Raw genomic sequence first — 18,568 nt, 5'->3', positions numbered from 1 at the left:
AATTTGGCTGTACCGATTATCTCGACACCGGCATCGCAAACTCCGCGCCCTGCTCGATGCTCTCCGACCAGCGCTGCATGATCGACTTCTGCTTGGTGTAAAAACGTACACCCTCGGTGCCGTAGGCATGCATGTCGCCGAACAGGCTCTTCTTCCAGCCACCAAACCCGTGCCAGGCCATAGGCACCGGGATCGGCACGTTGATACCGACCATGCCCACTTCGATGCGCCGCGCAAACTCACGAGCAATGTTGCCATCGCGGGTGAAGCAGCTGACGCCGTTGCCGAACTCGTGGTCGTTGACCAGCTTCACTGCCTCGGCAAAATCGTTGACCCGTACACAGGCCAGCACCGGGCCGAAGATTTCTTCGCGGTAGATGCTCATGTCCTGGGTTACGTGGTCGAACAAGGTCGCGCCGAGCCAGAAGCCATTTTCCAGGCCGGGTTCGGTGGGGACGTAGTCACGGCCATCGAGCAGCAACTGCGCGCCCGCTTGTACACCCTGCTCAATGTAGCCACTAATGCGTTCCAGCGCGGCCCGCGACACGATCGGGCCCATCTCGGCTTTGAGATCGCGGCCATCGGTGATGCGCAGCAATTTGGCGCGTTCGGTCAAGGCGGCGATGACTTTGTCACCCACGTCGCCTACCAGCACCGCCACCGAGATCGCCATGCAGCGCTCGCCGGCACTGCCGTAGGCGGCGCCCATCAGCGCGTCCACGGTGCGTTCGATATCGGCGTCGGGCATCACCACCATATGGTTTTTCGCCCCGCCCAGGCCTTGCACGCGCTTGCCGTTGCGGGCGCCGCTCTCGTAGATGTATTGGGCAATCGGCGTGGAGCCGACGAAGCTCACAGCCTTGACGTCCGGGTGTTCGATCAGCGCGTGCACCGACTCTTTATCCCCCTGCACCACGTTGAACACGCCTTTGGGCAGGCCGGCTTCATGCAGCAACTCGGCCATGAACAGCGAAGCGCTTGGGTCAGTCGGGCTGGGCTTGAGGATAAAGGTGTTACCCGCCGCAATGGCAATGGGGTACATCCACATCGGTACCATCACCGGGAAGTTGAACGGCGTCACGCCGGCGACCACGCCCAACGGCTGGCGCATCGTCCAGTTGTCCATGCCACGGGAGACCTGGTCGGAGTGTTCGCCCTTGAGCAGGTTGGGAATGCCGCAGGCAAATTCGAGAATGTCGATGCCACGGTCGACTTCGCCCTGGGCATCGGTGAACACCTTGCCGTGCTCGGCGACGATGATGCGCGCCAGGTCGTCCTTGCGTTCGCGCAGCAGATGCAGGTACTCGAACAACACGCGGGCGCGACGGATCGGCGGGGTGTCGGCCCAGCCGGCAAACGCGGCCTGGGCGGCGGCGACGGCTTCGGTCACGGTCTGGCGGCTGGCCAGAGCCACACGGGCGGTGACTTCACCGGTGGCCGGGTTGTAGACGTCCTGATAACGGTCATCGCGGCTGACGCGCTGGTCGTTGATGTAGTGCTCGATGGTTGCAGTCATGGCAGTCGATCCAGGTGGGTAGCGTTGGTCCACACGATAGGCTTTCACTTTGTTCCGAACCAGAGCAGAATCCAGAACTTATTGTCCTTATATGCGAACAATACACCCATGGAAAAGGCTGAGATCGAAGGGCTGTGGACCCACATTCACTGGCTGTCTGTGCTGGAGGAACAAGGCACCTACACCGCCGCCGCCGCGCGCCTGGGGGTGAGTAAATCGGCGGTGAGCCAGCGCATTTCCGACCTGGAAAAAGCCACCGGCACCCGGCTGGTGACGCGCACCACCCGCAGCGTGCGGCTGACCGATGCAGGGCTGTCATTGGCCCGCGAAGTGCGCAGCGCCTACGCGCAGATCGCCCGCAGTTTTTCCTCGGTGCGCGACTCGGTCGGGGAAATACGCGGGCTGGTGCGCCTGACCGCCCCCGTGGCCTTCGCCCGGCAACAACTGGTGCCGCACCTGTCCGGCTTTTTGCAGCAGTACCCCCAGGTGCGTATTCAACTGGACGTCTCCGATGCCTTGAGCTCACTGGCCGCCGAGGGTTACGACCTGGCGGTGCGCCACGGCTTCCAGGTGCCCGAAACCCACGTGGCGTGGAAACTGTGCGACACCAACTCGGTACTGGTCGCCACCCATGATTACCTGCAACACCACGGTGAACCCCGCGAGCCGGGCGACCTGTCGGCCCACAACTGCCTGTTTTACCCACGCGGCACCGACCAGCCCGCCTGGACCTTCGAACGCGGCAGCCAACCCCTCGAGCGCCTCACCGTGCCCATCGCCGGCAGCTTCGCCACCAATAACAGCGAAGCCTTGCGCGACGCCGCACTCAACCACCTGGGCATCGCCCTGCTCCCGGACTTCAGCGCCCAGGCGGCGCTGGCCGCTGGCAAAGTGGTGCAGGTATTGAAGGACTGGACACTCAAAGGCGCGTTTGCCGATGAGATTTACCTCATTCGGCCCTACTCGCCCCATGTGCCCAAGTCGGTGACCGTATTGGTAGGGTATTTGAAGGAAAAGCTGTCAGGCGGGTTTCAATTTGGTGGCTGCTGATGAAGGCTCTTGTAGGAGCGAGCTTGCTCGCGAAAAAACCGAGAACCCCGCGTTAAACCTGATAGCGCGCGTTATCGTTGGCGATCTTCGCGAGCAAGCTCGCTCCTACAGAGGACAGTGACCCAATCCTGTTGAATTCTTGCCTGATCCTCTGAACTTGAGGGCAATCGGATAGATAGCCCTTGCGCGTTGGTCTAGAGTTCGACGATGGGCGACTTCCATTCGCACCGCTCCTATAAGAACTCAGCACCACCAACCGATGATCAGCAGGTGAGCCCGCATGGAATTACGTATCAACCAAAAGGCCTATCAGGTCGATGCCGAAGCCGACACCCCGTTATTGTGGGTGATCCGTGACAACCTGGGCATGACCGGCACCAAATACGGCTGCGGCCTGGCCCAGTGCGGCGCCTGCTCGGTGCTGGTGGACGGCAACGTGGTGCGCGCCTGCGTGACGCCCGTGGCCGGCGTGGTCGGTCGCGAGATCACCACCATCGAGGCCGTGGAGGCCGATGACGTGGGCAAGCGTGTGGTGGCGGCCTGGGTCGAACATCAAGTAGCGCAATGCGGTTACTGCCAGTCCGGGCAGGTGATGGCGGCCACCGCGCTGCTCAAACATACCCCCGCGCCGACCAAGGCGCAGATCGACGCGGCGATGGTCAACCTCTGCCGTTGCGGCACCTACAACGCGATCCATGCCGCCATGGATGCCTTGGCCGCCGGGAAGGAGACCGCCTGATGAACACCACCGAGATCATTCCCGGCGTTACCCTGGGCGAACCGATCAACCTGTCCCGTCGCCGCTTCCTGGCCAGCACCGCGGTGGGCGCGCTGGTGATCGGCTTCGGCTTGCCGCTGGGCACCTCCCGCGTGCAAGCCGCGACCGGCGCGGCCGCTGAGCGTGGAACCCAGGTACCCGCCTTTTTGGAGATTCGCCCAGACGGCAGCGTGCGCCTGCTAAGCCCCTTCATGGAAGGCGGCCAAGGTACCCACACCGCCATGGCGCAGATCGTCGGTGAAGAATTGGATGCCGACCCGGCCACGTTCATCGTCGAAGCGGCCCCGCCCGGCGAAGCCTACGTGGTGATGGAAAATGGCATGCGCATCACCGGCGGCAGCATGTCGGTGCGCATGAGCTACCCGACCATGCGGCGCCTCGGCGCCCTCGCCCGCGCGATGCTGATGCAGGCCGGCGCCGCGCAACTGCGCGTACCGCTCAGCGAGCTGACCACACAGCCCGGTCGCGTGGTGCACGCCGCTTCCGGTCGCTCCCTGGGCTACGGCGAATTGGCAGGTGCCGCCCTGGATATGCCGGTGCCCGACCCGGCCAGCATCACCCTGCGCGACCCGAGCCAGTTCCGCTGGATCGGCAAGCCGGTCAAGCGCCTGGATGCCTATGACAAATCCACCGGCAAGGCGCAGTACACCATCGACCTGAAAATCGACGGCATGCTCCATGCCGCCGTCCAGCATGCGCCACGCCTGGGCATGACCGTGGGCAGCCTGCGCAACCAGGCGCAGGTGCAAGCCATGAAAGGCGTGCATTCGGTTTACACCCTGCCCGGCGCCGTAGCTGTGGTAGCTGAACGTTGGTGGCATGCCAAGCGGGCCGTCGAAGCCATCCAGGTGGAGTGGCTTGAAGCCGCCGCCGACTCCACCGTGCGGGCCATGCCAGCGGATTTCTCCAGCGACAAGTACCGCGACTTCCTCGCCGCCCAGCAGGGCCCGGCCCGCGATGACGAAAACGAAGGCGATGTGGCCGGTGCACTGGCCAGCGCCAAGACCCGCGTCGAAGCCACCTACCACAACCAGTACCTCAACCATGCCCAGTTGGAACCGCCTTCAGCCCTGGCACGCTTTAACCCCGACGGCACGCTGGAGGTGTGGCTGCCTAACCAGGCGCCGGATATGTTCCGTGCCGACATTGCCAAGCGCACCGGTCTGAGCATTGAGCAAGTCACCCTGCACTCGCCGCTGCTGGGCGGTTTTTTCGGCCGGCATTTCCTGTATGACTCGGCAAATCCTTACCCGCAGGCCATTGCGCTGGCCAAGGCGGTGGGCCGGCCGATCAAACTGATCTGGAGCCGTGAAGAAGAGTTCGTGCGCGATGTATTGCGCCCGGTCGCCGTGGTCAAGTTCCGCGCCGCGCTGGATGACAAAGGCCTGCCCGTCGCCATCGAAGCGGTGAGCGCCACCGAAGGCCCCACCGAAGCCATCGCCGGCAAACAGGGCGACGCCATCGACCCTACTGCCCTGGAAGGGTTGTCGGGCAAGAGCTACGCAATACCCAACAAACGCATCGCACAGATTTACGTCAAAGGCCCGGCCATGCTCGGTTATTGGCGCTCGGTGGGTAACTCGCTCAATGACTTTTTCTACGAAGCCTTCCTGGACGAACTGGCCGACAAAGGCGGCCATGATCCCTATGAACTGCGCCTGCACCTGCTGCGCGACAACCCGCGCCTGACCACCCTGCTGCAAGCGGCCGCCGAGCTTTCTGGCGGTTGGAAGCGTGGGCCCTACACCGCCGAAGACGGCACCCGCCGTGCACGCGGCGTAGCCATGGCCTCGCCGTTTGGCTCCCATGCAGCGGTGGTGGCCGAGGTGTCGATCGAGAACGGCCAGGTCAAGGTTCATCACATCTGGGAAGCGATTGACCCGGGCAGCATCGTCAACCCGGCGATTGTGCAAGCGCAGGTCAACGGTGCCGTGGCGTTGGGCCTGTCGCAAACCTTGTTGGAGGAAGCGGTATACGTGGATGGCAAGCCAAGGGCGCGCAACTACGACCTTTATCCGGTGCTGCCGCCTTCGCGTATGGCGCAGGTACACGTGAAGATCGTCGAAAGCGGAGAAAAAATGGGCGGTATCGGCGAACCGCCGTTGCCGGCTGTGGCCCCGGCCGTGGCGAATGCCGTGGCGCAGCTGACCGGCCAACGCATCCGCAGTCTGCCTTTGAGCCGTTACACCTTCAGCTAACCGACAGGGAATGCCCATGAATAACCGCCGATTCGCAAGAACCGCAGGGTGGCTGGTGCTGCCCTGCGTGGTCGCCGCCGGCCTGCTGGCCTGGTACGTCACTCGCGAGCCTGCCTCGCCTTTTGAGCAGCAACAGGCCACGAGTTTCGACCCCGCCTTGGTCAGTCGCGGCGAATACGTCGCGCGAGTGAGTGACTGCGTGGCCTGCCATAGCCTGGCCGGCAAGCAGCCATTCGCTGGTGGCCTGGAAATGGCCACACCGCTGGGGGCGATCCACGCCACCAACATCACCCCCGACCGCGAGCATGGCATCGGCACCTATAGCCTGGCCGACTTCGACCGCGCCGTACGCCACGGCGTAGCACCGGGTGGGCGACGACTCTACCCGGCCATGCCCTACCCGTCTTATGTGAAGCTCAGCGACGACGACATCCAGGCGCTGTACGCGTTTTTCATGAAAGGCGTGCAACCGGCCAACCAGCCTAATATCCCCAGCGACATTCCCTGGCCGCTCAACCTGCGTTGGCCCATCGCCCTGTGGAACGGTGTGTTTGCACCGACCGCGACCTATGCCGCCAAGCCCGGCAAGGACGCACTGTGGAACCGGGGCGCCTATATCGTCCAAGGCCCCGGCCACTGCGGCAGTTGCCACACGCCACGAGGGCTGGCGTTCAACGAAAAGGCCCTGGACGAATCCGGCGCGCCGTTCCTGGCCGGTGCCCTGCTCGACGGCTGGTACGCCCCCAGCCTGCGCCAGGACCACAACACCGGCCTGGGGCGCTGGAGTGAGGAACAGATCGTGCAGTTCCTCAAGACCGGTCGCAACCAGCATGCCGTGGTCTATGGCTCGATGACCGAAGCCTTCAACAACTCCACGCAGTTCATGCAGGACGATGACCTGGCCGCGATCGCTCGCTACCTCAAGTCACTGCCCGGCGACCCCCAGCGTGACGGCAGCCCCTGGCAATATCAGCCGGTAACGGCGCGCTCGGATGTCCCCGGTGCTCACACGTACGCCACCCGCTGCGCCTCCTGCCATGGGCTCGACGGCAAAGGCCAACCCGACTGGATGCCGCCTCTGGCCGGCGCTACCTCGGCCCTGGCCAAGGAAGATGCGTCCGCGATCAACATCACGCTCAATGGCTCACAGCGCGTGATCACCGCCGGCCTGCCGGATGCCTACCGCATGCCAGCGTTCCGGGAGCAATTGTCCGACTCGGAAATCGCCGACGTGCTGAGCTACGTGCGCGGTACCTGGGGCAACCACGGCGGTGCGGTCGATGCGAAGGCCGTGGGCAAGTTGCGTGGGCATACCGACCCGGCGAGCAGTAGCCCGATCATCCTGCATATGCGCTGATCGGTCGCGATCAACTGTGGGAGCTGGCTTGCCTGCGATGCAAACACCNGCCAGCTCCCACACTGGCCATGCATTGCCCACAAAATCAGCGCCTGGCACAGGTCCGCTGTGGGAGCGGGCTTGCCCGCGAAGGCGGACGGTCAGTCACTGCATCGTTAACTGAACCACCGCTATCGCAGGCAAGCCAGCTCCCACATTCGGCAATGAGCATCAATGATATAAGCGGCGGCTGGCAGGCCGCTCTATTTGCTCTCGTCCGCCTTGCCTTCCTGCATCTGCACCGACGACTGGGTGCCACTGTTGTTGTCTTTAGTGGCGTTGTCGGCGTTGTCAAAACAGCCGTGCAGCATGAATGCGCTGCACAGACCCAGGCACATATAGAGCTTCTTCATGAGGGTTCACCTGCTGGCGAGTGAGTGATATCCGCGTGACGACAGCAACATTCGTCCGCCCATGATCTATCTGTCTGGTACAGAGGCGCGTGCGTTCAAAAAACAGACCCTTGGCTGACGAATGGGGGCCGCGTATCAATCAAACGGGATCACCGAGATCTTGCCGTTGCGCTCAAGAATCGCGAAGCGGATCTGCTTGAGCTCGACAAGCCCTTGGGTGGACCGGGCCGCCTCAAGAATGTCACCCTCGTCCAGCCGCGCATGCTTGAGCCGTTTATGCAGCACCTGGCCCTGCTCGACCAGCACCGTCGGCCCGCCATCGAGCACCCGCGCGAACCAGGCTGAACGCTGCTTGGCCAGCGAGAAGCCAATGTCGATGGCAATCAGGGTAGCGATGACCAGCACGGCGTTGGTCATTGAGAAATCTTCGCCCAGCAACGCCTGCTGGGTGGCTTCGCCGATGACCATCAACAAAACCAGGTCAAAGGTGGTGAGCTCGGCCAGCGTGCGCCTGCCGGCAACTTTGAACAGCACCAGCAGCACCAGGTAAATCGCCACAGCCCGCAGTACAGAGTCCATGGTTGCCCCTCGGAACAGTGAATGGGAAACGACCGATTCATACGGATTAGGTGAGCACCGTGCCGCTCAGGTTCATTCTTTCGACGCGTCCCGGCCACCATCTAAAAAGATGATGGTTCCAGCGCCGCTGAATCGGTGAAATGATCGAAATTTCGGCAGCAACCCAGTTGATATCCGGGCGCTGGCAGCGGGTCACAGCTCTATATCGATCACGCTGAAGAAGGAATCCCTGTCATGAACGACTCACAACGCGCGTGGGAACTGGCCATGGTGCTGATTGCCAACGGTCGGATCCCCTTCGACCCCGCCAACCCGAGTGGGTCGGTGAAAATCCTTTCCAAGCATTTGCAAGCGCTCGAAGACGCACTGCGTGAACAGGCCACAGACGTCGCCACGCATGAGCGCCTGGGCAAGAACAACAGCCGCAGGCCCTCGTTGGTGTGTGCCGACTAGGCGTCAGGCTTTGGTTCGGCTACAGCCGATCCGACTCGGCAACTGACCCTGCCTGGCCTTCAGCGTGGCTTGCATCGCTTGCGGCAAGGTGCTCCAGAACGTCAGCCCCGAGCGCTCTTCGATGTGATCCACGGTGACCTGGTAATCGCAGAAGTCTGCGCCTTTGGGGGTTTCCTGGTTCATCACGAATGAGGCGTACAGACCCGTTTCCGGCGAACTGCCGACCACGATGATTTTCCAATAGCCACTGGGGATGGTGTGCACTTTGTTCGTGCCCGGCAACGAGCCGACAAAATGTTCATACAACGGGCCGGTAGCCACATACACCTGATCGACGCCTGGCTCCTTACTGAGGTTGCGCTCCTGGTCTTCCAGGCGCGCCCACGGCCCCTGGTTGAGCTCGGCCTTTTGCGGGGTGATGTTCGACAAGTAGTTGAGCGTTTGCCAATCGGCCACCCCGGCCATCGACGCAAGGTTGGCCTGATGCCCACGGTCGATTTTGAGCGCGACGTTGGCGCCGTTGTAATCCACCGGGTCCAGGGTTTCCCCGGCTGGAATATCCGGGTCGGTGCGCCAGTCACGGGAGCGCCCGCTGGCCGCGGTGGTCTTGGTGATCTTGTAGGACACCCAATTGGCAAACTTGGTCGAACCGTTGTTGTTCAACGTGTAGGCCTGGCGGTTCAACGTCACTGGGCTGCCGCCGGTGGGGCAACCAACTGCGCAGTTATCGAACTGCAAGGGTGGCGCAGGGAGGACGGCGGATTGGCGTGTGGGCGTGGTACAGGCGGCCATCAACGGGATCAACGAAAACGCCAGGTACTTGAGCGATGTGCTTCCTTGCATGGTGTTACTCCTTGGGATGTATCTGTTAAAAGACTGAATGGCCTCGGCCGATGCGCTTCCTGCGCAAGTCGAGATAACCATTGGAACACATAAAAATTTCTAAACAACGACCGCAACCAGGCCAACAAACGTAACCCCTTCGCACCCTGTAACTGTGCTATAGCGGGCGATAGCATCGCCTCATCAATGCACAAGGGACTGTCATCAAGCACGTGGGGGCAAATGTTCAAACAGAGGATGCTCCACGACCATGGCTGAATACCTTCTTCCTCCCGCTGCCCCACACTGGCTGATCCGCCAAGCCACCCCCGACGATGTGCATGCCTTGGTCGCACTGGATGCCTACGCAACCGAGCATGCCAGCCGTCGCGTGTTTATCTATGACGCCGTGGTTCGCCAGCAATGCTTGGTAGCCGCCGACGCTAACGTGTGCGCCGGCTACCTGGTGCTCACCCACGACTTTTTCAACCATGGGTTTATTGCGCTGGTGGTGGTTTCACCGCTGTACCAGCGCCAGGGCGTCGCCCTTCGTCTGCTGTCAGCGGCCGAAGCAGCCTGCAAGACGCCCAAGCTGTTCGCATCGACCAATGCCTCCAACGGCGCGTCCCAGGCCCTGCTGACGAAAGCCGGCTTTATTCCCAGCGGGCAGATCGAGAATCTGGACGATAACGACCCTGAACGTGTGTACGTCAGGTTCATTCGCTGACCTCCATAAGGTGCCTTCTGCGTGGCCAGGAACCTTTTCTCGAATGCACAATCTGTGGTTCACCCTTTTGAACCGATCGAGACCCTGCGCATGCTTGTGAAAAAAACCGTCCTCTGCCTGGCACTGCTAAGTGCCGGCTTCATCGCAGGCTATGCGGCCAAACCCACCCCGCAGCTGCAAGTCACCGCTGGCCAACTGATGGAGTGCGGCGAACTCATGATCCCGACGCTTGGGATGTGAGCCGCGCATACCCAGGTAAAAGCCGTTTCAGCCGCCCGAAGTCACGTCCGCAGGGTGCACGTTGAACCCATTGCGCCCCGCCGCCTTCGCACCGTAAAGCGCTGCATCGGCCGCCTCGACCAAACCCAACACCGGCTCCAGCCGTGAGCCCAGGCCCGTCGCAACGCCGATACTCACACTCACGCGCCCGAAGGGGCTGCCTGGGTGTGTGATGTTCTCCTGCTGTAGGCGCGAAAGAATGCGTTGCGCGACCACCGCAGCGCCTGCACTGTCAGTCGCGGGCATGATGACCGCCATTTCTTCTCCGCCATAGCGCGCCACCAGGTCCGAGGGCCGCCGCACGCACGTTTCCAATAACGTGCTGACCGCCTGCAAGCAAGCATCTCCCGCGACGTGACCAAAGGCATCGTTGAAGCGTTTGAAATGGTCGATATCGATCATCAGCAATGCCAGTGACGTACCCTCGCGCTGCGCCCGGCGCGCTTCCACCGCCAGCGTTTCGTCAAAACAGCGGCGGTTGGCGAGGCCGGTCAGCGCATCCTTTTTCGCTAATAGCGCCAATTGCCGATTGGAGTCGAGCAACTGTTGCTGGGCGACACGCAACGCCTCTTCCGCCGCCGTACGCCTGCGGATATCCAGGATCAGAAACCAGCCGATCAGCCCCGTCAGCCCCAACAGCCCCGCTACCACGACCGCTGACAGTGCCGCCTCGATGCGCCACGCCGCGAGGGCTTCGTGCTTGCCCAACGCGACCGTGGTGATCAGCGGCAGGGTTTCGCTTTTGCGAAAGGCATAGAGTCGCTCTACCCCGTCCAGGCTGGAGGTATAGGCCGCAGTGCCCACAGGCTGGTCGACGAGGTACTTGGAATAAATAGGCGAGGTGGAAAAGTTGCGGCCCATGTCCTGCTCGCGGAAGGGGTAACGCACCAGCAACGTGCCGTCGGCGTAGGACAGGCCGATGGCGCCCTCCTGGCCCACATCGAGTTTACCGAATACCCGCAGAAAGTTTTCCACCCCCAGGGTCACAGCGACCACGCCAGCGAAGTTGCCGGCCGCGTCGTTGAAACGGCGGCTGATGGTCACCACCCATTCATGGTTGGCGCGGCTTTGAATCGGCGGGCCAATAAAAGGTTCAGCGCTCGGATCGTCGCGATGGTGGATGAAATAGGCTCGATCACTGCTATTGGCGCCCTCCGGAATCGCACGATTGGAAGACAGCAGCCACCGGCCCTGATGATCATAAATGGTGATGCCGCTCAACTGCGGCATCAGCGGCTGCTGTAGGTTGATCAGCGTGCTGATGCGCTGGATTTGCACCGGGCCACTGCCTTCGGTTTCCAGGCGCTCAACCAGCCCCAGCAACAGCAACGAGCTTTGCCGCACGATGCCTTCGGTATAGGTGTTAAGGGCCTGGGTCAGGTTCAAGCCATGCACATCCACTTCCGCCAGCGCACGGTCGCGGGAAGACAGGACTTTCCAAATCGTCAGCGAAGTCAGGGAACAGCCGATCACCAACAGCAACAGCATCACAAGACGGGTATCACGCTTCACGTCAGCACCTTAAGGAAGTCCGGTTTCCGTTCCAGCCATCATTCGAACGTCGGTACTCACAGGGGCAACCGGTTCCAGAGTGCCAGCATACAAGCAGTCTGTGCGGGCTGCAGCAACAGAGTGTGCGGCTGAGCGCCGGCCAGAGGAGCCAGCGCCTTTAATGACCACTATCAAACAGGGTATTGAATGCTAAACCAATCGTTAAGGTCGCCATTAATTCAATATCAATCGACGCGACAAAACTTATACGAAGCGGCACTTCTTGAGCCTAGCTGTACAAGTTTCATCTACCACTCTACCGTTCATCGCCCTTTTTAAAAAATTTCAAAACATCTGCGCACTTGCCCCTATCAGAAAAGATGTCCGTTGCATAAACGGGCAACTAGCGAAACGACATTTCAAAACTGGGAGTATTGTTATGACGACGAGCAATAAAAACCCTGGAAACTTTGCCAATGATCGCGAAAAAGCATCACAGGCGGGAAAGAAAGGTGGACAGGCCTCTGGCGGCAACTTCGCCAACGACCGCGAGAAAGCCTCGGAAGCCGGGCGTAAAGGCGGCCAGAACAGTCATGGTGGTGGACGTAAGTCCTGACCACACGGGCAGTACCGCTGTTCCGTTCGTTAACAAAGGGCATTCATCATGCGTGCGTCCATTGATAATCAGCGCGGCGAGCCAGCTCGCAGGCCGATTGTAGAAGTGCAAACTAAAGCAAGGACTGGCCTGCGTTCTAATACGTCTGCGTGTTACGAACATCAGCAACTTGCTGAACAAGCCGAAGCCACGATAAGTGCATCTAAAACGCCACCCTTGTGTGAAAGGCACTTATAACCGTGCAGCTTGACTCACGCGCCTAAGTGCACGTTTCCAGCACAATCGAAGTGAACGTTACATTACCGACATAACGACGAGGTAACTGAACATGACTACTCAAGACAAGCAAGGCCAGATGAGCGTCAGCGAAGCCGGTAAAAAAGGCGGCGAAGCCACTTCTGCGTCCCATAACAAAGAGTTCTACCAGGAGATCGGCAGCAAAGGTGGCCAAAACAGTGGCGGGAACTTCAAGAATGATCCCGAGCGCGCCGCTGAAGCCGGCAGCAAAGGCGGCCAGAACAGCGGGGGCAATTTCAAGAATGACCCCGAACGCGCCGCCGAGGCGGGCAGCAAAGGCGGCCAGAACAGTGGCGGCAATTTTGCCAATGACCGTGAAAAAGCTTCCGAAGCCGGGCGTAAAGGTGGCGAACACAGCCACGGCGGCGGACGCAAAAGCTGATGTGCTTGATGCAGGGGAGCCATGCTCCCCTGCTTTCATTGATGAGGGACACCATGCCTTTACACATTATCAACTTCACCGCACCGGTCACCGCTTCTACGTGCAGCCAACTGATTGAAAAAGCCTCGTTGGCCGTACAACAAGATGCCCAGGGCCTGGTACTGAATATCGCCACCATGGGTGGTGAATGCAGCTACGGCTTTACGATGTACAACTTTTTATTGTCCCTGCCGATTCCGGTGCATACCCATAACCTCGGCACCGTGGAATCCATGGGCAATATCATCTTCCTGGCCGGTGAGCGCAGAACCGCCTGCAAGCACAGTAAATTCCTGTTCCACCCCTTCCACTGGCATGTGCAAGGCGCGGTTGACCACTCGCGCATGTCCGAATATGCGATGAGCCTCGATTACGACTTGCAGTTGTACGCACGCATCGTGGCCGAGCGCACCGCCGATGCTGTCGAAAAACTGGAGACCGAAAAGTACCTGATCGCCGCGCCACGCATTCTCGACCCGCAACAAGCGCTGACCGCCGGCTTGATCCATGGGATCGAACCTCCCGTGGTCAAGGCGGACTTCGTGAGCAGCTTCATTCACTCATAGCACCTTTTATTCAATAGGGGAGCCTCACAATGGACGAAGAAACGATCCGACTCACCGCGTACCGCATTTGGGAACAGCAAGGGAAGCCTGGCGGTCAGGATTTCGTGCACTGGTTACAAGCCAGGGAGGAGCTGACAACCCCGCCGAATGACGGCCTGGCAGGCTCGATAGCAAGTAGCGTCACCCCGCCCAACCCGGACCGATCAAAGCGCCAGGCGACCGCCGCCGGGCAAAAAACCCGCAGCAGAAAACCCAACTGCTGAACCCACAGAGCAGAGAGTGAGGACGCGCCTGTCGATAAACCTGCCAGGGTTCTAAAACATCGACAGCCGTCCAAGCGCCATCCCCTCCCCGCCGCCTCTCGATACTGGCATTAAAACATCAACTAATCGCTTGTTTGAATTCTTCCTCTTTAGCAGTTGAAAACGCCCACTTCTTAATCGAGAGTGGCCGTTCATTCAGGGAGGAATCGATGTGCCCCATCTACAAGCGAACCGAAGTTGCCTGCAATGTAAACAACCCTACGAATCGACGCTGGATGACCCCGACTTTCTAGTGTCGTCGGCCTCTGACATGCTCTGCCCAGCGTGCAAGCAACACTATGCAGCCGACCTTATGAAAGAGGCACTTCAACGCAGCGTGCAAAAGTTGTGCATGTTGCAGGAGCGACGCAAAAAACAGTAAACACTCGCCTCTCCCCTACCGCCACCCGCATGAACCCCGCCCATTAAAAACACATTCATTCGGGTGGCGGCGGCACATAGGGCTTTGCAATAAACGGGATACTCCCAGACGGGCGCCATCTTACATTCTCAAGACCGTAGCGCTCGGCCAGCGGTTTACTGATGCGTTTGATCTTTTCATTACGCGACCTGGGAATAATGCCAATTCCAGCATCGCAACAGGCCCAATGCCACGCCTCTGCGTTATTCATCACCTCCGCTCTTATAATGAAAGACTTAGGCTCGTGGTGGTATTCGTACTCGATGACATATAAAGAATTTTTCATAACCTCTCCTTCTGATTTTTTGTTATTTGCTCAGAACGAAGGTTCAGAAATTTTAATCTTTTAATGACGACGATCACGCACTTTCTGTCGCACTACCGTTCGTCGGCCTCGCATTAAAAAAATAAAACGGTTCATGCTTCTTCTGTTTCTTAATACTGAGTCTGTTCACTCCAGGCTCTTGGTAAAAACTCCTGTCTTGCCCGCATTCCGTGCGGGCTTTTTTATTCTGCCGCGACGCTACACCCTGTGGCGAGGGAGCTTGCTCCCGTGACGGCCTGGCAGCCGACGCTTGTCTAACTGACGCACCGAGGTCCAAGCTTGCCTGTCGGACCAAAATCCTCGTCGGCTGTCAGGCCGTCATCGCAGGCAAGCCAGCTCCCACATTCAAGATCGCGGAGCCACTCAATCGTCGTCGTGCACGTGAGCGTCAGCACAGGGCAGTCGGCCGGACTCACCTCCGGCAATCCGTTCCGCCTGATCAATACCGCGTTTGAGCGCGTCATTCACCGTCCATTCGGCACCCGGCAACTGCTTGATGCGTTCAACCACACATTGTCCCGTCGCGGTATAAACACAGAGCAGCACTTCAATATCAGCATCGTCCCGCTCTCGGGCCCTGACTTCGATATGGCAGCCGTTTTCGACTTCCCGGGTGAAGCATTTTTCTTCCAGTGCTTTTGAGACCCAGGCTTTATAGGTGTTGCCACGTAAAAACATAGCGCTTCTCCAAAACCGTTAGTGGGGTTGGCCATCAACTAACGACTGAAATCCCTAACCAGAATTCAGACTTTCTGCAAGGCCACCTCCATCATGCACCGATAAAAACCCTTTACCGTTTCGCCTGTTAAACCGTTCGTCAGGCGAGGAAACAAATTGTTAAACCAACCCATCGGGCTCTATTCAAAATGTTCGGGAGCGCGGCGAAATGCGCCCTGCAGAGCGGCAGAAAAAGCCAATAGAACCGGACAGTAGACGCACTTTATCTACTGACGGCAGCTTATTGCCGAATGTTTATCACCTGATGGTTCCTGATGTTAACAAGCGCTTCGCTTAGTTAACGCGCGAGCACAGATTCGGCACAGCAAAACGCAAGTTTCCAATACAGGAGCAAGGCATGAAACGAGCGATGGGTTATTGCCTGGTCACTATCACCAGCCTCTTCTTACTCACCAGTTGCAACCTGGTGGTATTCAACCCCAAGGGGCAAGTAGCAACCGATGAGCGCGACCTGATTATTCTCGCTACGGGCCTGATGCTGCTGGTGGTCGTTCCGGTGATTGTGATGATGTTTGTCTTCGCCTACCGCTACCGCGCCACCAATAAAAAAGCGCGTTACTCCCCCCGCTGGGCCAGTTCACACAAAATCGAAGCGGTGGTATGGGGCGTTCCCCTGCTGATCATCATCGTCCTGGGGTGGGTGACCTGGGAGACCACCCACGCACTCGACCCCTATCGCCCGCTGGAGTCAGACACCCCGCCGATCAATGTGCAGGTGGTGGCCACCGACTGGAAATGGCTGTTTATCTACCCTGACCTGGGCATCGCCAGCGTCAACGAACTGGCCCTGCCGGTGCACACGCCGGTGAGTTTCACCGTCACCTCCGACGCGGCCATGACCTCGTTCTTTATTCCCGCACTCGGCGGGCAGATCTACGCCATGGCCGGCATGCAGACCAAGTTGCACCTGATCGCCAACGAAACCGGTGAGTTCAGAGGGATTGCCGCCAACTACAACGGCCCCGGTTTTTCCGACATGCATTTCACCACGCTGTCCCTGAGCACTGCCGACTTTCAAACCTGGGTGACAAAGGTCAAGGGCGCGGCCACCTCTCTGGATCACAGCACTTACGCGCAATTGGCCAAGCCGACCCTCAAGCACCCAGTGACCTATTACTCGGCGGTACAGGAGCGCTTGTTCCTGGACATCGTCGATAAATACGGGGGCATGAACAAGGCCAATAAACCCCGGCGCTCGCCATTGAGCGACGCTGCACAACGCACCGATCAACACCCAAGTCTGCTGGCTGAGGAGCGGTAACCATGTTCGGAAAACTGTCGTGGGACGCGATCCCAACCACTGAACCCATTGTGATGTACACCCTGGCCGTCGTCGGCCTGATCGGGGTGGCGCTGGTGGGCTCGATCACCTGGAAACGCAAGTGGGGTTATTTGTGGCGCGAGTGGTTCACCTCGGTGGACCACAAGAAGATCGGTTGCATGTACATCATCGTCGCCCTGGTGATGCTGCTGCGCGGGTTTTCTGATGCGATCATGATGCGCACCCAACAAGCCATGGCCGCCAGCGGCGGGCCGGGTTACCTGCCGCCGGAACATTACGACCAGATCTTCACCGCCCACGGCGTGATCATGATCTTCTTCATGGCCATGCCCTTCGTCGTCGGTTTGATGAACATCGTCGTGCCGTTGCAGATCGGCGCTCGCGATGTGGCTTATCCGTTTCTCAACGCCCTGAGTTTCTGGCTGTTCGTGGTGGGTGCGGCGCTGGTGAATATTTCGCTGGGGGTTGGTGAGTTCGCGCGCACCGGCTGGGTCGCGTATCCGCCGTTATCCGAGCTGGGCTACAGCCCCGGCGTCGGCGTGGATTACTACATCTGGTCATTGCAGATATCCGGTATCGGCACGCTGCTCACGGGGGTGAATTTCTTCGTCACCATCCTGAAGATGCGCACCGAAGGCATGACGCTGTTCAAGATGCCGGTGTTCACCTGGAATGCGCTGTGCACGTCGGTGCTGATTCTGGCGGCATTCCCGATCCTCACCGCCACCCTGCTGATGCTTACCCTGGACCGCTATCTGGGCATGCATTTTTTCACCAACGAGGCCGGCGGCAACCCGATGATGTACGTGAACCTCATCTGGGCCTGGGGGCATCCGGAGGTGTACATCCTGATCCTGCCCGCGTTCGGGGTGTTTTCCGAGATTGCCGCCACCTTCAGCAGCAAGCGGCTGTTCGGCTACGTGTCGCTGGTATGGGCGACCATCGCGATCACCGTGTTGTCGTTCATCGTGTGGCTGCATCACTTTTTCACCATGGGCGCGGGGGGCAACGTCAACGCGTTCTTCGGCATCATGACGATGATCATCGCGGTGCCGACCGGGGTGAAAATCTTCACCTGGTTGTTCACCATGTACCGCGGCCGCGTGCGCTTCGAAACGCCCATGCTGTGGACCCTGGGCTTTATCGTGACCTTCAGCATCGGCGGCATGACCGGGGTGCTGCTGGCGGTGCCCGGGGCCGATTTCCTGCTGCACAACAGCCTGTTCCTGATCGCGCACTTTCACAACGTGATCATCGGTGGCGCGGTGTTCGGCTATATGGCCGGCCTGACGTATTGGTTCCCCAAGGCGTTCGGTTTCCGCTTGAACGACAAGCTGGGCCGCATCGCCTTCTGGTGCTGGCTGGTGGGCTTTTATTTCGCGTTCATGCCCTCCTACGTGCTGGGTTTCATGGGCATGACGCGCCGTCTCAATCATTTCGACAACCCCGAGTGGCGGCCCTGGCTGCTGCTGGAGCTGGTGGGGGTGGCAATCATCCTCTGCGGCGTGGCGGCGCAAGCCTTGCAATTGTTTGTCAGCATCCGCAACCGTCATCAATACCGCGACCGCACCGGCGATCCGTGGGACGGGCGCACCCTGGAATGGGCCACCGCGTCTCCCCCGCCGCTGTACAACTTCGCCGAGCAGCCCAAGGTCAATGACCTGGACGCGTACTGGGGCATGAAGGAGCGCGGCGTCAGCACCCTGAGCCACACCGACTATCGCAGCATCCATATGCCGCGCAATACCGCGTCGGGCTTGGTCATCAGCCTGTTTGCGCTGGTCTGCAGCTTTGCGTTGGTGTGGCACATCTGGTGGTTGGCGGCGTTCGGCCTGGTGGCCTCGGTGGTCGCGTTCGTGGTGCGCAGCTACGACGAAGACACCGATTACTTCGTGCCCGCCCAGGAAGTCGCGCGCATCGAAACGGCCCGTCTCAAAGACCTGGCGGAGGCTTGACCC

20 protein-coding genes are annotated in these 18,568 nt (G+C 59.9%); 13 read left to right on the top strand and 7 right to left on the bottom strand.

Annotation, left to right across the window (positions count from 1 at the left end; genetic code table 11):
* Positions 1-16 precede the first annotated feature (16 nt).
* Positions 17-1,516 (bottom strand): CoA-acylating methylmalonate-semialdehyde dehydrogenase, encoded by a 1,500-nt coding sequence (locus ACTJLA_RS14835; RefSeq protein WP_440841490.1) that lies wholly within the window; start codon positions 1,514-1,516, stop codon positions 17-19.
* A 108-nt stretch (positions 1,517-1,624) separates the two neighbouring features.
* On the opposite strand from ACTJLA_RS14835, the gene ACTJLA_RS14830 reads away from it, so the two are divergent.
* The 4 genes from ACTJLA_RS14830 (at position 1,625) to ACTJLA_RS14815 (ending at position 6,899) form a co-directional block, all read left to right on the top strand.
* Complete coding sequence (locus ACTJLA_RS14830) at positions 1,625-2,566, top strand: LysR family transcriptional regulator (RefSeq protein WP_057978049.1); 942 nt, start codon at positions 1,625-1,627, stop codon at positions 2,564-2,566.
* 280 nt (positions 2,567-2,846) lie between these two features.
* On the top strand, positions 2,847-3,305 hold the full coding sequence (locus ACTJLA_RS14825; protein WP_014718046.1) for a (2Fe-2S)-binding protein: 459 nt from the start codon (positions 2,847-2,849) through the stop codon (positions 3,303-3,305).
* Positions 3,305-5,542: a xanthine dehydrogenase family protein molybdopterin-binding subunit gene (locus ACTJLA_RS14820; RefSeq protein WP_314544488.1), complete on the top strand. Its 2,238-nt coding sequence runs from the start codon at positions 3,305-3,307 to the stop codon at positions 5,540-5,542. The genes ACTJLA_RS14825 and ACTJLA_RS14820 overlap by 1 nt, the downstream gene beginning before the upstream one ends.
* Positions 5,543-5,558: 16 nt before the next feature.
* Complete coding sequence (locus ACTJLA_RS14815) at positions 5,559-6,899, top strand: c-type cytochrome (RefSeq protein WP_198861906.1); 1,341 nt, start codon at positions 5,559-5,561, stop codon at positions 6,897-6,899.
* 242 nt (positions 6,900-7,141) lie between these two features.
* On the opposite strand, the gene ACTJLA_RS14810 is transcribed toward ACTJLA_RS14815, so the two are convergent.
* Positions 7,142-7,291, bottom strand: coding sequence for a hypothetical protein (locus ACTJLA_RS14810; protein WP_003190489.1), 150 nt, complete (start codon positions 7,289-7,291; stop codon positions 7,142-7,144).
* Between the two features lie 135 nt (positions 7,292-7,426).
* Positions 7,427-7,870, bottom strand: coding sequence for a DUF421 domain-containing protein (locus ACTJLA_RS14805; RefSeq protein ID WP_034127111.1), 444 nt, complete (start codon positions 7,868-7,870; stop codon positions 7,427-7,429).
* Positions 7,871-8,104: 234 nt separating this feature from the next.
* On the opposite strand from ACTJLA_RS14805, the gene ACTJLA_RS14800 reads away from it, so the two are divergent.
* Positions 8,105-8,323 (top strand): hypothetical protein, encoded by a 219-nt coding sequence (locus tag ACTJLA_RS14800; protein ID WP_054895691.1) that lies wholly within the window; start codon positions 8,105-8,107, stop codon positions 8,321-8,323.
* Positions 8,324-8,326: 3 nt separating this feature from the next.
* Here ACTJLA_RS14800 and ACTJLA_RS14795 read toward each other — a convergent pair whose 3' ends face one another.
* Positions 8,327-9,166 carry a DNA/RNA non-specific endonuclease gene (locus tag ACTJLA_RS14795; RefSeq protein ID WP_314544496.1) on the bottom strand — a complete coding sequence of 280 codons (840 nt, stop codon included), beginning with the start codon at positions 9,164-9,166 and terminating at the stop codon, positions 8,327-8,329.
* Between the two features lie 250 nt (positions 9,167-9,416).
* Here ACTJLA_RS14795 and ACTJLA_RS14790 point away from each other — a divergent pair, with 250 nt between their 5' ends.
* A complete protein-coding gene (locus ACTJLA_RS14790; protein WP_003190483.1) occupies positions 9,417-9,872 on the top strand; it encodes a GNAT family N-acetyltransferase in 456 nt (151 codons plus the stop codon).
* Positions 9,873-9,893: 21 nt separating this feature from the next.
* On the top strand, positions 9,894-10,112 hold the full coding sequence (locus ACTJLA_RS14785) for a hypothetical protein (RefSeq protein ID WP_314544500.1): 219 nt from the start codon (positions 9,894-9,896) through the stop codon (positions 10,110-10,112).
* Between the two features lie 27 nt (positions 10,113-10,139).
* Here ACTJLA_RS14785 and ACTJLA_RS14780 read toward each other — a convergent pair whose 3' ends face one another.
* Positions 10,140-11,663, bottom strand: coding sequence for a sensor domain-containing diguanylate cyclase (locus tag ACTJLA_RS14780; protein ID WP_054921133.1), 1,524 nt, complete (start codon positions 11,661-11,663; stop codon positions 10,140-10,142).
* A gap of 418 nt (positions 11,664-12,081) precedes the next feature.
* Here ACTJLA_RS14780 and ACTJLA_RS14775 point away from each other — a divergent pair, with 418 nt between their 5' ends.
* From ACTJLA_RS14775 to ACTJLA_RS14760, 4 genes are all read left to right on the top strand, one after another.
* Positions 12,082-12,258 carry a general stress protein gene (locus ACTJLA_RS14775; RefSeq protein ID WP_003190478.1) on the top strand — a complete coding sequence of 59 codons (177 nt, stop codon included), beginning with the start codon at positions 12,082-12,084 and terminating at the stop codon, positions 12,256-12,258.
* A gap of 328 nt (positions 12,259-12,586) precedes the next feature.
* On the top strand, positions 12,587-12,937 hold the full coding sequence (locus ACTJLA_RS14770; RefSeq protein WP_314544505.1) for a general stress protein: 351 nt from the start codon (positions 12,587-12,589) through the stop codon (positions 12,935-12,937).
* Positions 12,938-12,990: 53 nt separating this feature from the next.
* The gene (locus tag ACTJLA_RS14765) at positions 12,991-13,542 is read left to right on the top strand and encodes an ATP-dependent Clp protease proteolytic subunit (protein WP_089042645.1); all 552 of its coding nucleotides are present in this window, start codon (positions 12,991-12,993) and stop codon (positions 13,540-13,542) included.
* 29 nt (positions 13,543-13,571) lie between these two features.
* On the top strand, positions 13,572-13,805 hold the full coding sequence (locus ACTJLA_RS14760; protein WP_089042644.1) for a DUF2934 domain-containing protein: 234 nt from the start codon (positions 13,572-13,574) through the stop codon (positions 13,803-13,805).
* A gap of 476 nt (positions 13,806-14,281) precedes the next feature.
* On the opposite strand, the gene ACTJLA_RS14755 is transcribed toward ACTJLA_RS14760, so the two are convergent.
* Both ACTJLA_RS14755 and ACTJLA_RS14750 read right to left on the bottom strand, forming a co-directional pair.
* Complete coding sequence (locus ACTJLA_RS14755; RefSeq protein WP_003190473.1) at positions 14,282-14,551, bottom strand: DUF6555 family protein; 270 nt, start codon at positions 14,549-14,551, stop codon at positions 14,282-14,284.
* 402 nt (positions 14,552-14,953) lie between these two features.
* Complete coding sequence (locus ACTJLA_RS14750; protein WP_314544511.1) at positions 14,954-15,268, bottom strand: hypothetical protein; 315 nt, start codon at positions 15,266-15,268, stop codon at positions 14,954-14,956.
* Between the two features lie 397 nt (positions 15,269-15,665).
* Here ACTJLA_RS14750 and cyoA point away from each other — a divergent pair, with 397 nt between their 5' ends.
* Together cyoA and cyoB are read left to right on the top strand one after the other, a co-directional pair.
* Complete coding sequence (cyoA, locus tag ACTJLA_RS14745; RefSeq protein ID WP_089042643.1) at positions 15,666-16,589, top strand: ubiquinol oxidase subunit II; 924 nt, start codon at positions 15,666-15,668, stop codon at positions 16,587-16,589.
* A gap of 2 nt (positions 16,590-16,591) precedes the next feature.
* Positions 16,592-18,565: a cytochrome o ubiquinol oxidase subunit I gene (gene cyoB / locus ACTJLA_RS14740; RefSeq protein WP_054895699.1), complete on the top strand. Its 1,974-nt coding sequence runs from the start codon at positions 16,592-16,594 to the stop codon at positions 18,563-18,565.
* Positions 18,566-18,568 lie beyond the last annotated feature (3 nt).

This window comes from Pseudomonas sp. 22072 (assembly GCF_052046095.1).
Classification (GTDB): Bacteria; Pseudomonadota; Gammaproteobacteria; order Pseudomonadales; family Pseudomonadaceae; genus Aquipseudomonas; species Aquipseudomonas paracarnis.
Note: the sequence above shows the minus strand (reverse complement) of the source record. Positions and strands in the feature narration are given on the sequence as shown.